Source organism: Amycolatopsis sp. NPDC003861 (genome assembly GCF_053605405.1).
Genome location: NZ_JBSGJD010000098.1, coordinates 1 through 11,490 on the forward strand (window position 1 = coordinate 1; position 11,490 = coordinate 11,490).

An 11,490-nucleotide genomic window follows, 5' to 3' on the forward strand; every position below is an offset into this window, starting at 1 on the left:
GCAAAGCGGGTTAGAACCCGCTTTGCCACTCACGACCGGTTCCGGCGTCAGGCGGCTTCGTCCCGCCGGCCGCCGGTCGTCTTGGTGAGCACGAGGAGAACCGCCGTGGCCACCGCGAGATCGATGGTGAGCCCGACGACGTCGATCTTCGGCAGCGCGCCGAACCTGCCCTTGCGCCGAAGCGTCGCCGGTACTGCGGATTCCCGGTCGTCGTTCATGGTCGGACCTCCCGTTTCGCCGTGGCCGGAAATGACGTTACGCGGCCGAGCCGCTTATTGTCCTCAGGCGAAAAACGGGGATTTCCGGCAGCTTTTCTCAGACCAAAGACTGAGTTCCGCGGCTGGATCCGGCACCCCGCTCAGATGAGGCCCCGGTCGCGGGCGTAGACGGCCGCCTGGGTGCGGTCGCGCAGGCCGAGCCGGCCGAGGATGCGGGAGATGTGGTTCTTCACCGTGCCCTCGCTGAGGAACAGCCGGGCCGCGATCTCGCGGTTCGTCGCCCCGGTCGCGACCATGCGCAGCACCTCCGTCTCGCGGGCGGTCAGGACGTCCGGGGGCGCCGGGTGCCCGGACAGCGCCGCGGCGACGTGGCGGGCGGCCGCGCGATCGAGCTGGGTGACGCCGGCGTGCGCCAGCCGGACCGATTCGGCCAGCTCCGCGGCCGGGAGGTCCTTCAGCAGGTAGCCGGCCGCCCCCGCCCGCAGCGCCTGCACGACGTACTCCTCGTCGTCGAACGTCGTCAGCATCACCACCCGGCAGTCCGGGGCGCGGCGGCGCAGCACGGCGACCGCGTCGACGCCGTCCATCTCCGGCATCCGCACGTCCATCAGCACCACGTCCGGGCCGAGCGCGAGGGCCTGCTCGATCGCCTCCCGGCCGGTGGCCGCCGTGCCGACCACCGCGATCCCCGGCTGGATGTCCAGTAGGGACGCGATGCCCTCGCGGACCAGCCGCTGGTCGTCGACCACGAGCACCCGCACGCTCACGGCACGACCACCGTGACCCGGGTGCCGCGGCCCGGCTCGCTGTCCACCGTCACAGTGCCGCCCACGAGCGCGGCGCGTTCCCGCAGGCCGAGCAGCCCGAACCCGGGTCGGGGCGCGGCGGGGTCGAAGCCGCGGCCGTCGTCGGTGACGACCAGGCTGGTGGCGGCGCCGAAGGTCACCGAAACCCGGATCCGGCCGGCTCGCCCGTGCCGGCGGGCGTTGGTGACCGCCTCCTGCGCGGCTCGGAAGAGCGTGGTGACCGTGGCGGGGTCGAGGCCGGGTTCCTCGCCGTGCACGTCGAGCGCCACGCCCAGCTCGGTGAGCGCGCCGACCAGGGACCGCCCGCCGGACCGCAGCGTGCCGACCGACGTCCGGACGTCCTCGAGCGCGTGCCCCACCGAGCGGCGCGCCTCGGCCAGCGCCTGGCCGGCGACGTCCGGGTCCCGGCCGGCGAACGCGGCCGCCTTCTCCAGCTGGATGGAGACGGCGGTCAGGTGGTGGCCGAGGCTGTCGTGGATGTCGCGGGCCAGCCGGTTGCGTTCGGCCGCGGCGGAAAGCTCGGCGACCCGCGCCGCGGCCCGCCGTTCCCGGACCGCGACGTCGGCCATCGCGAGGGCCAGCACCAGGCCCACGGTGAACATGAGCACGTCGGACACGGCGTCGGTGTCGGTGTACCAGCCGGGCACCCACACCGCGAACCCGGCGGCGAGCACCGCGAGGCACAGCCCGCCGAGCACGAGCCCGGCGGTGCGCCCGAACGTCAGGTACGCGGCGAACGGCACCAGCACGAACAGCACCCGCGACAACCCCGACTCGTCGAGCGCGGCGACCGCGAAGAACAGCACCAGCCGCGCGACGAGGAAGGCGCCCGGCCCGCGGGCCACCCGCCGCTCGACGGCGTCCAGCGCGAACAAGGCCCCGATCCCGGCGACGAAGCCGGCGAGCCGGAGCCCGTTCGCGGGGCTGAGGCCGGCGAGGACGTAGTACAGCCCGGCCAGCAGCACGATCCCGTACACGGCACCGGAAACCCACGGCACGATCCGCGTCATCACCCGAGCCTACGGCCGTGCGCCACCTCCGGGACCGGATTCCGGCCGGACGGCACGTGCCGAGTGGCCACCCGGTCACCGGCCGTCCGGCACTTCCGCCGGGCCGGGCGTGGTTCCTACCGTTCACGGAAACGTCGATGTCCCAAGGAGAATCCCCATGCTGACCAGACTGGGTGCCGGGTGCGGCGTGCTCGCCGGCGTCGCCATCGCCGTCCCCGGCGCGATCGAGGCGTTCACCGGCGAGAGCGCGCCGACGAGCATCGTGCTCGGCCTGTCCCCGGCGTTCACCGTCCCGCTGCTCACGGTGCTCCACCTGCGGCAGGCCACCGCGGCCGGCCCGTTCGGCGCGGTGGCGTACACGGCGAACGCCGTCGGCCTCGGCCTGTTCGGTGGCGCGGCGTTCACGCTGAACCTGGTGCTGTTCTTCCTCGCCGAGCAGCCGCTCCGCGGCCCGACGATGGTCGCTCTGCTGGGAAGTGCGCTGGTCTTCGCCGCGGGCACGGTGCTGTTCGGGGTGGCCATGCTGCGCGCCGGGATCCACCCGCGCGTCCCGGCGGTGGGGTACGTCGTCGCCGTGCCCGTGCTGGCGATCGCGGCGCGGTTGCCGGACACCCCGCTCACCAGCGTCGTCCACGTCGTGGCCGGTGGGTCGCTGGTGTGGCTGTCGGTGAGCTGCCTCGACTCTCTCCGGGAGCCGGGAGCCGGGAGCCGGGTGCCCGGACGGCCGCGGTGCAGGAGCGCTAGGAGATCTTGCGGCGGTACGCGGCCGACGCGAAGACGAAGGCGACGACGAGGGCCGGCCGGCGCCTGCGTGAACAGCGCGCGGATCGTGCCGACCATCGACGTCTGTGGCGGCGGAAGGACTCGATCAGCTCTCTGGTCGGGGATCCCAGGCCGGTGACCGTGTTGTAGCCGGGGCCCAGACCAGGTTGGCGTCCGTGTGCTGGCCCGCCCGGTGTGTGGCCTTCCGCGGGAATGTCGGGGGTGGTCAGCAGGTGATCTGCTTGCCGTCCGCGAGCTGGAGGCGGAGGGCGCCGAGCCCCCGGGAAATGTGACTGCGCACGGTTCCGGTCGCGCACCCGAGCACCTCGGCGATCTCGCGGTCGTCGAGGTCTTCGTAGAAGCGCAGGACGATCGCGGCCCGCTGCGAGCGCGAGAGGGCGGCCAGCAGCCGGGCGAGGCGGTCGGCGTCGGCGATGCGGTCCGCGTGGTCGGGCGTGGCCGCTTCCTCGTACCCCGTGACGTCCGCGGTGGTCCGGACCGTGCGCTGGTACCAGCGGCGCCGCCACGAGAGGTAGCCGTTGACGACCATTTTCCGCAGGTACAGCTTCGGCCGGTCGGTCGCCGCCACCCGGCGCCACTGCTGGTGCGCGCGCACCAGCGCGTCCTGCACCACGTCCTGCGCCAGCTCGCGGTCGCCGGTCAGGACGGCCGCGAACCGCACCAGGTCAGGCAGCTCCTCGCGCGCGAACTCTTCGAAGTGCACACAACTCAGACGCCGGGACCCCGGCGGGCTGTTGCGCCGCCGCGGAAAATTCCCGGCGACCGGGCGACCGCCTCCGGAATCCGCAAGCCACCGCAACAGTTCGCCGGAGCAGCGGCGTCTTGAGGGTGTGCAGTTCGAAGGGTTTTCCCGCGGCGACGGCCCGGGGCAGAGGAGAGAGTGATGACCGACCTCGACGCGTTGCGCCGCACCTTGCGCGCACAGGAATCCTTGGCGCCCGACCCGGAGGCCGTCTTCGCGGGAGCCACCAGACGGCTCCGGCGTCGCCGCATCGCCGGCGTCGCCGCGGTGACGCTCGCCGTGGCCGCGCTCGGCGTGGGCGCCGTCGCGGTGCTGGGCCAGGGGGCCACGACGGTACCGCCGGCGTCGCGCCTGAATGCCCCGCCCGCCTCGGCGAGCGGGGCTCCGGCCACCGAGCCGCTCCTGCCGACCGCGCCGGCCGTGAGCCTCGAGGACAGCTCCTGGGGCCTGTTGTTCTGGGCCATCCAGCCGCAGTTCGGCACCGTGCACTACGGGCAGGCGCATCGGTACGCGTTCCAGATCGAGGTCCGCGACGGCACCGCGCCGAGCAGCGCGCTGAAGGCGAAACCGTCGGACGCCGGCCAGATCCCGCACCCGCAGGGCGTGATGTGGCAGGACGGACCCGGTCGCTGGATCCGGGTGACGACCACGAAGCCGGTGACGGCCGCGGACATGCTGGCGCTGCTGGGCAAAATCCGCACCACGCCACCGGTGATCGACTCCCCGCTGAAGTCGCTGCAGATCCCCGCGGGGCAGAAGGTCGCGACGTTCACCAGCGAGGCCGAGACCAACACCCTGGTGCTCTGTCCCGACCTCGAACGGAAGCTGGCCCCGCTCGACCCCGGCTGCTTCTCTCTGACCGTGTCGCTGACCAGCAGGGCCGCGCAAAGCCCGCCCTTCCCCGATGACCCGCTTCCGGAGCGGCAGTTCCGGACGCTCGGGGCGTACACGATCGAAGTCGACAGCTCGCACGCCCAGAAGCAGGCCGCCTCGGCCCTGGTGAACTCCGTGCTGCTCAAGCGGTAGCACGAGCGCGCCCGCCGGTCGGCTGGAGATCGCCGGCCGACCGGTGGGCAGTTCGGGCCGGGTCACCGGTGTCCGCGGGCCGGCTTCCTCGCCGAGCATGGACGGCGAGGAAAGGAGTTCCGATGGACCACCGAGACCGCGAGCTGATCCTCGGCCTGGCGAACCGGCGTGCTGAACATCGGCGACAAGCTGCCGTCCGACGTCCTGCCGGGGACCGAGCGCACCTTCGCCATCCTCGCGCCGCTGCCGGCGAAGCCACCCATCAAGGTCACCGTGCTGCGCCGTCCGGCCGGTGACCCGGCGGCCGGTCTTGCGCTACCGTCGGGGGACCGCGGACACCGGGGGGAATCATGCGCCGATGGGTCGTTTCCGCCGCTTGTGCCGTGTTGCTGGTCGCCGGCACCGGTACCGCCGCCGCGGCGGCGGACCCGCGGCAGGCCGCGCTGGAGGCGGCCGTGCGCGCCGGGAACGTGGGGATGATCGCGGTCGCCGCGGATCCGGCCGGGCGGTGGCACGGGCGGGCCGGCGTCGCCGACGTCGTCACCGGCGCGAAGCCGGACACCGGCGGGCGGTTCCGCATCGGGAGCGTGTCGAAGACGTTCACGGCGACGCTCGTGCTGAAGCTCGCCGCGAAGGGCCGGTTGGGGCTGGACGAGCCGATCGCGAAGTACCTGCCCGGCCTGCTGCCCTACCCGGAGCCGATCACCGTGCGGCAGCTGCTGCAGCACACCGGTGGCGTGCCGCGGGACCTGGCGCCGCAGTACACCTGGACGACCCTCGAAGAGGTGGACACCGAACGGTTCGTGCACTTCGGCGAGGTCGAGGCGATCCACGACAGCACGGTGCAGCCGCTGGTGTTCCCGCCGGGCACCGGCTGGTCGTACTCGAACACCGGCTACAACGTGCTGGCCCTGCTGGTGGAGAAGCTCACCGGCCGCCGGTTCGAGCAGGTGCTCGCCGACTGGATCACCGGGCCGCTGCACCTCACGGACACGTTCCTGCCCCGCGACTTCCCCTTGGTGCCCCGCCCGGCGATCCGCGGCTACGAGCAGCTCTATCCGGCGCCGCGCGGGCTGACGGACGTCACGGCCTACAACCTCAGCCGCTACTTCGGGGCCGGCAACATCATTTCGAGCGCGGCGGACCTGAACCGCTTCTTCGACGCCTTGCTCGGCGGCTCGCTGCTGCCGGCCGATCTGCTGGCGCAGATGAAGACCACGGTTCCCTGGCCGGGTGAAGGCGGTCTGGTCGACTACGGGCTCGGGCTGATGCGGATTTCGCTGGCCGCGATCTGCGGCCCGGGTGCGCCCGCGGTGTGGGGCCACGGCGGCGACGTGCCCGGGTACAACACGTGGAGCATGAGCGACGAGGCGGGCACCCGCGGCATCACGGTGGCCTCCAGCCCGGACCTGACGGCTTCCCCCGACGCGGCCGCCGGCCGGATCCTGGCGATGGTGACGGAATTCTGCACGCCCGCCGGGCCCGACGCCCGGGCGCGCGCCGCTCGGCTCCAGGCCGCGATGCGCTGACGAGTCCGGTCTCAAGCAGGGCCGGACGGCGCCGCCCAGTACCGGCGGGTCGCCGGGGAGTTCGGGTACTACGCGGCCGATCCCTACACCGAGCGCGTCGAGCGGGACACCGTCCACGACCGGGTCGAGGCGCTCGTGATCGGCGGCGGCTTCGGCGGGCTGCGGGCTTGGGCTTCTTCGGGGAGTCGACCCCGCTGGTGCTCATCGCGGCGGCGATGCTGCTGATCGGCGTGGGGGTCGGGATGACGTTGCAGAACTTCGTGCTGGTGGTCCAGAACGCGGTGTCCCTGCGAGACGTCGGAGCGGCCAGCGCGACGGTGTCCTTCTTCAGGTCCCTGGGCGGCACGATCGGAGTGGCCGTCCTCGGCGCGATTTTGGCCCGCCAGGTCGCCGGCGCGGCTGCCCAGGGAGTCCCACCCCCGGCGGCTTACGGCACCGCGACCGGCCACGTCTTCGCGATTTCGGCCGGGGTCGCGGTGCTGGGCGTGGTGGCCGCGGTCCTGCTCGAGCCGGTGTCGTTGCGCACCAGCCTCGACACGCCCGAGCCGCCGGACCATCCGGCGAGCTGATCAACGGCTACGCGCGGCCCTGCCGGAGTCGCGCTCGACGCTCACGGAGGAGGGGGCGAACCGCCGCGCGGCGGCGAGGACGTCCGACCACTGTTGGCACTGGCCAAGACCGGCCAGCCCCTTCCGGGTGGGGGTGCCGGGCAGGACGACGTTCCCGCGGAGGCCGAGCACCACGGTCGGGGACCCGGGCGCCTGCCGGGCGAGCGTCACACGTTCGATCTGCGGCCACGCCACCTCGTGCCGGCTGCCGTCGCGGGTCACGGCCAGTCCGGCCGGGCCGATTTCCAGGCGGGTCCACGGGGAGGCGGGTCGTCGCGCTTGGTCGTACAGGATCCGGAGCACTTGGAAGGCGGACGCGAGGGCGCCGATGGAGAGAGCACCGCCGAAGAAGATGGCGACCACGATCTCGAGGATCCCCGGGTCGCCGTTGCGGGAGGGATCGGTGAAGGCAATCCAGGCGAGAACGGCCGTGACGACGAAGGTCCCGCCGGGGACAAGGGCTTTGGGCCAGGCGGCCGGGCCGGGCGGATCGAAGGAGAAGGTGCGCAGGGCCCCGCCGGGCAACGGCAGAGCGGCCACGGGTCGCCGCTGGCGTGGGGGAGCCGAGGCGGGCTCGGGGCGGCGGGGCGCGGTTTCGGCCTCGGCTTGCGCGGCCGGTTTTGGTTCGGGCTGGCGTGGCGCGGGTTCGGCTTGGTGCGCGGGGCTTGCCGGCGCGGCGGCTTCGGTTCGCGTGGCCGGCTTTGGCTCGGGTTGGCGGGGCAGGGTTTCGGGCTCAACCCGCGCGGCCGGCTCAGGCTCTGGCTGGCGAGGCGCAGGCGCCTCGGCTGCACCTCCGCGAGTCGGCGCCGCAGCCTCCACCCCAGGCCGCGAACCCGGAACCGACCCACCCCGCCGCCGCACGGGGCCGCGGACCAGCGCGATGTCCGACGCGTAGTCGGTCACCCGGCGCCGGGGGCGGGGCAGCCCGAGGCCGGACAGTTCCTCGTCCGTGTGGCGGTAGATGCCGTCCATGGTCAACGGCACCGGGGCGGCCAGTGCGTTCAGCAGCGCGCCGGTGAAGGCCGTGTACCTGGCTCCGCGAGGGGCGTGGGACGGCTGGTTGGACGCCGACGAGGTCAGGGTGTAGCCGCCGGTGATGGTGAGCTGGCCGGCCACCAGACCGCCCGGTGCGGCCATCGCCTCGGCCGCCTGACCGGAAAAGCAGCAGTCCACCACCAGCACCCGGGCCCGGGCCCGGGCGCGCCCGATTTCGCGCTGCAGCAGGGTGATCGGGATGGCGGTCCAGCCGGCCTGGTCCGCGTCGGTGCTGCGCAGCGCCAGGTGCAGCAGCCCGTCGTCGTCGACCACGCCGTGGCCGGCGTAGTACACCAGCAGCAGGTCGGCCGCCTGCGTGTTGCCCTCGGTGAGGGCCGCTCCCACGCCGGCCTTGGTCGCGTCGTCCCCGAGCACGCGGCAGCCGCTCGCCGCCACCGAACCGAGCGCCGGGTCGGTGAGGGCCGCGCGCAGGTCGTCGAGGTTGGCGGACACGGCGGGGATCGACGGCAGTTCGGCCGACTCGTACCGGCTGACGCCGATCAGCACCGCCCGCGACGCGGCCGCGTCCGGGAACCAGGGCTCGTCCACGCCGTCCCTCAGCGCGGATCGGTCCGGTCCGCGGAGAAGGCGTCCTTGGCTTCGCGGATGACGGCCTCGGGGTCACGCGCCCGGCGGGCGTCCACCGTGATCTCCCGGGTCTCGGTGCCGGTCGTGGTGGTCATGGTGACCGTCACGTCGGAGCGCGACTGGGTCAGCCACGTGCTCACCGACCGGGAGATCGCGTGGACCAGCACCGCCGCGGCCCCGCCGGACCCCAGCGCCACGGTGAGCACGTCCGCCACCCCGCCCATCTCCCCGGGCGCGACCGGCCGGTTCCGCAGCGCCACCCGGCCGCGCAGGTCGTCCTCGCGGCCCAGCCAGCGGTGCAGGGCGCGCAGCCGCGTCTCGGAGTCCTCGCCGGTGATGCGCAACCTCAGTTCGGTGTCGTCGGGCATACCGGTAATCGTGCCAGGCCCGGCACCCGCGCGGGAGCGGATTGCCTCAGGCCGGGGTGCAGGTCAACGTCGGCGGGGGTGCCGCACCGGTCGCCTGGAACCCGAAGGTGGTGCTGCCGCCCGCCCCGATCCGGCCGTTCCAGCCCGCGTCCGCGGCGACCACCTTCGCGGCGGTCTGCCTCAGGGTGGTGTTCCACGAGTTGGTGACCTGCTGGTCGCCGGACCAGGTCCAGCCGACCCGCCAGCCGGTGAGCGGCGTGCGGCGGTGGTTGGTGACCGTCACCGTCGCGACGTGCCCGGTGTCCCAGCCGCCGTTGACCTGCAGGCTCGCCGAGCACCCGGCCGCCGGCAGGACCAGCAGCGTGATGGAGTTCGCCGGGTAGGTCACGTCGACGCGGCCGTCGCTCACCGGGAGATCGCCGCCGCGCACGATGGCGTTCAGGTTCGCCGGGCTGTAGGTGAACCGTTGTGCCGCACCGGCGTTGTCGAACCCGGCCACCGACAGCGGCGAGGTCAGGTCGCCGCCGGTCTTGTTGACGACCATGACGGTCAGCGCTTGGTCGGAGGACCGCTGCGCCGCGTACACCGCCAGCTGACCCTGATCGGCGGCCGTCGCCGACACGCTGACGTCGCCGAACCGGCTGCCCGCGCCGTCGTAGTTGCGGTACATCCGGAACGCGTACGCGCCCGGATCGGTCGGCTTGGGCTCGCCCCACATCGTGGCGAGGTCGAGGCCCTCCCGGCCGAAGACGCCGAGGATGTCGGCCTCGGCCAGGGCGCCGTTGATGTCGTCCAGCGCACCCCAGTTGTACTCGGTGATGGCGGTCTTGGTGCCGGGGTTGTACTGCGCGACCCACTGTTTCATCGTGCGGATGAACTGCAGCGGGGGAGCGTTGACGCCGCTCGGGCCGATCCAGGACTCTTCGACGTAGGACGGGTCCCACAGCGACCGGATGGACCGCAGCCGCAGGGCGTTGGCCTCGGGCGTCTTGTCGCCGCTGATCTGCGGGTAGAAGTGCTGGTCGAAGTAGTCGAGATAACGCTTGCCGCCGTGGGCGTCGCTGTAGTCCTTCATGTTCTTCAGGTACCACTGGGACAGGTTGAGCCCGCCGTGCGCGGCCGAGTCGGCGCCCGGCCCGCAACCGTCCACTCCGGACGCGACCCACTCGCAGTAGCCCCAGCCGGACGGGCCGAGGACGGCCGCACTCGGATCGGCGGCCTTGATCGCCGCGGCGGCCGCGGTGCCCTTGCCGCCGAGCTCGTCGTTCGACACCGGCTCGGGGTGGACGTCGCGGTGCGTGCTGGACCAGAGCACGGGTTCGTTGTCGAGTTCGTAGATCGGCACGCCACCCTGGGCCGCCGTGCCGAACTGCGACACCAGGTGCGACACCATTTCGCCGTCGAAGGCCGCGTCCACCGGGATCGACGTGTCGGAAGGAACGCCGGTCAGGTTCTGCTGGTCGAGCTTTCCGTTGCCGCAGTTGGGATCCCACTGGTCGAAGCCGTCCTGCTGCGGGAACCGGGTCGCCGGGAACCCGCAGGCGAACGGGTGGGCCGACGGCGAGTCCTTGGCCACCCAGCCGCTCAGGGGCACGGCGACGACCGGCTTGATGCCGCGGCCGAGGTTGGCCCCGACCATGCCCTCGACGGAGTGCTCCTGGTCGGCGACGATGTTCTCGAAGTACCAGTCGCTGCCGGTGTTGTAGGTGCGGTTCTTGAAGTTGTAGCGGCTGGTGGCGTTGCCGCCCCAGCGCGCGACCGTCTGGCCGATCTCGGCGTTGAACGCCGGATCGCCGCCGTTGAGGCCGTAGATGTCGGGGCTGATCGGATGCCGGGCGGCGGACACGTCGACCGTCAGGCCGAGCTCGGCGGCGGAGGCCGGTGGTGCGGCGATGGCCGGTACGGCCAGCAAAGCGGCCAGGAGACCGCCGCTCGCCCGTCCGGGCCCGAGGTGACGTCGTCGTCGAACGCCCATGGGAAACTCCTGCCGCCGACTTGTGGGAGCGCTCCCATAAGGTACCGGCCGCGGCGTCGCCGTCAATGCGACGTTCGGTGGTCATTCCCGTTGTCAGGACTCGAAAAGGTCGAATCGCCGGCCCGGGTGACCAAGGCGGTCAGCAAGCGCGGCAGCACCTCGGTGAGGTAGCGGTTGTCGGCCGTGCTCGGCAGCTCGTCCAGGATGGCCCGTTCGAGCATCGTCTCGTACAGCCGGACCATGGTGACGACGGCGTTACGGGGCTCGACGGTCAGCCGCAGGCCCAGCCGGCCGAGCAGGTCGAGCAGGATCTCGGCGAGCGCGTCGTGGAACCGGCGCTCGGCGGCCGCGGTCGGGGCCCGCAGCTCGGCCTGGCGCAGGGCCTGGGCGCGAAACTCGACGTTGAGCAGGTACCACGTCTCGTCCGCGGTCAGCGACTCCATGAACAGCACGCTCGCGTCCTGCAGCACCCGCGTGACCACGTCGGGCGCCGCCGGATCGGCGGTCGCGGCGGCCTCGGCGACCGCGGCGTGCAGCCGCTCGGTGCGCTCCTGCATCTGCACCTCGTAGACCGCCAGGAACAACTCCTCCTTGCTGGCGAAGTTGGAGTAGAAGGCGCCGCGGGTGAACCCCGCACGCTCGCAGATCAGCTCGACCGGGGCATCCCGGATCCCCAGCTCGGTGAAGACGTCGTAGGCCGCCTCGATGACCCGCCGCCGGGTCTCCGCGCGCCGGCGCGTCAGGCCCTTGGGGCTCCCGAGGCTCGTCCCGCTGGTCGTCATGCGGTCACCTTACTTTCCCC

At 72.8% G+C, this 11,490-nt stretch carries 12 protein-coding genes; 4 read left to right on the forward strand and 8 right to left on the reverse strand.

From position 1 onward, the window contains the following. Nucleotides 1-47: 47 nt before the first annotated feature. The 3 genes from ACWEVN_RS23885 to ACWEVN_RS23895 all read right to left on the reverse strand — a co-directional run bounded on the left by ACWEVN_RS23885 (nt 48) and on the right by ACWEVN_RS23895 (nt 2,034). Nucleotides 48-218, reverse strand: coding sequence for a hypothetical protein (locus tag ACWEVN_RS23885; RefSeq protein WP_449687710.1), 171 nt, complete (start codon nt 216-218; stop codon nt 48-50). Nucleotides 219-358: 140 nt separating this feature from the next. After that, nucleotides 359-985: a response regulator gene (locus tag ACWEVN_RS23890; protein ID WP_449687711.1), complete on the reverse strand. Its 627-nt coding sequence runs from the start codon at nt 983-985 to the stop codon at nt 359-361. After that, a complete protein-coding gene (locus ACWEVN_RS23895) occupies nt 982-2,034 on the reverse strand; it encodes a sensor histidine kinase (protein ID WP_452052730.1) in 1,053 nt (350 codons plus the stop codon). The genes ACWEVN_RS23890 and ACWEVN_RS23895 overlap by 4 nt, the downstream gene beginning before the upstream one ends. Before the next feature lie 157 nt (nt 2,035-2,191). On the opposite strand from ACWEVN_RS23895, the gene ACWEVN_RS23900 reads away from it, so the two are divergent. After that, entirely contained in the window at nt 2,192-2,935 is a 744-nt protein-coding gene (locus tag ACWEVN_RS23900) for a hypothetical protein (protein WP_452052731.1), read from the forward strand. Between the two features lie 87 nt (nt 2,936-3,022). Here the strand turns inward: ACWEVN_RS23900 and ACWEVN_RS23905 are convergent, their stop codons facing one another. Beyond that, a complete protein-coding gene (locus ACWEVN_RS23905; protein ID WP_452052732.1) occupies nt 3,023-3,520 on the reverse strand; it encodes a SigE family RNA polymerase sigma factor in 498 nt (165 codons plus the stop codon). Between the two features lie 180 nt (nt 3,521-3,700). On the opposite strand from ACWEVN_RS23905, the gene ACWEVN_RS23910 reads away from it, so the two are divergent. From ACWEVN_RS23910 to ACWEVN_RS23920, 3 genes are all read left to right on the forward strand, one after another. Then, nucleotides 3,701-4,585: a hypothetical protein gene (locus ACWEVN_RS23910; protein WP_452052733.1), complete on the forward strand. Its 885-nt coding sequence runs from the start codon at nt 3,701-3,703 to the stop codon at nt 4,583-4,585. 350 nt (nt 4,586-4,935) lie between these two features. Beyond that, the gene (locus ACWEVN_RS23915; RefSeq protein ID WP_449687716.1) at nt 4,936-6,114 is read left to right on the forward strand and encodes a serine hydrolase domain-containing protein; all 1,179 of its coding nucleotides are present in this window, start codon (nt 4,936-4,938) and stop codon (nt 6,112-6,114) included. Nucleotides 6,115-6,281: 167 nt separating this feature from the next. Continuing rightward, nucleotides 6,282-6,683, forward strand: coding sequence for a hypothetical protein (locus tag ACWEVN_RS23920; RefSeq protein WP_452052734.1), 402 nt, complete (start codon nt 6,282-6,284; stop codon nt 6,681-6,683). On the opposite strand, the gene ACWEVN_RS23925 is transcribed toward ACWEVN_RS23920, so the two are convergent. The 4 genes from ACWEVN_RS23925 to ACWEVN_RS23940 all read right to left on the reverse strand — a co-directional run bounded on the left by ACWEVN_RS23925 (nt 6,684) and on the right by ACWEVN_RS23940 (nt 11,470). Next, a complete protein-coding gene (locus tag ACWEVN_RS23925; protein WP_452052735.1) occupies nt 6,684-8,306 on the reverse strand; it encodes a caspase, EACC1-associated type in 1,623 nt (540 codons plus the stop codon). Nucleotides 8,307-8,314: 8 nt separating this feature from the next. Further along, nucleotides 8,315-8,713 (reverse strand): effector-associated constant component EACC1, encoded by a 399-nt coding sequence (locus tag ACWEVN_RS23930; protein ID WP_449687720.1) that lies wholly within the window; start codon nt 8,711-8,713, stop codon nt 8,315-8,317. A 46-nt stretch (nt 8,714-8,759) separates the two neighbouring features. After that, on the reverse strand, nt 8,760-10,688 hold the full coding sequence (locus tag ACWEVN_RS23935; protein WP_452052736.1) for a glycoside hydrolase family 44 protein: 1,929 nt from the start codon (nt 10,686-10,688) through the stop codon (nt 8,760-8,762). A gap of 62 nt (nt 10,689-10,750) precedes the next feature. Next, nucleotides 10,751-11,470 carry a TetR/AcrR family transcriptional regulator gene (locus ACWEVN_RS23940; RefSeq protein ID WP_452052737.1) on the reverse strand — a complete coding sequence of 240 codons (720 nt, stop codon included), beginning with the start codon at nt 11,468-11,470 and terminating at the stop codon, nt 10,751-10,753. Nucleotides 11,471-11,490: the final 20 nt, after the last annotated feature.

Excerpts from the sequence above, each read along its gene's own strand:
- ACWEVN_RS23930 (WP_449687720.1), bottom strand. The coding sequence starts at position 8,713 with ATGCCCGACGACACCGAACTGAGGTTGCGCATCACCGGCGAGGACTCC.
- ACWEVN_RS23895 (WP_452052730.1), bottom strand. The coding sequence starts at position 2,034 with ATGACGCGGATCGTGCCGTGGGTTTCCGGTGCCGTGTACGGGATCGTG.
- ACWEVN_RS23885 (WP_449687710.1), bottom strand. The coding sequence starts at position 218 with ATGAACGACGACCGGGAATCCGCAGTACCGGCGACGCTTCGGCGCAAG.
- ACWEVN_RS23900 (WP_452052731.1), top strand. The coding sequence starts at position 2,192 with ATGCTGACCAGACTGGGTGCCGGGTGCGGCGTGCTCGCCGGCGTCGCC.
- ACWEVN_RS23935 (WP_452052736.1), bottom strand. The coding sequence starts at position 10,688 with ATGGGCGTTCGACGACGACGTCACCTCGGGCCCGGACGGGCGAGCGGC.
- ACWEVN_RS23915 (WP_449687716.1), top strand. The coding sequence starts at position 4,936 with ATGCGCCGATGGGTCGTTTCCGCCGCTTGTGCCGTGTTGCTGGTCGCC.
- ACWEVN_RS23910 (WP_452052733.1), top strand. The coding sequence starts at position 3,701 with ATGACCGACCTCGACGCGTTGCGCCGCACCTTGCGCGCACAGGAATCC.
- ACWEVN_RS23940 (WP_452052737.1), bottom strand. The coding sequence starts at position 11,470 with ATGACGACCAGCGGGACGAGCCTCGGGAGCCCCAAGGGCCTGACGCGC.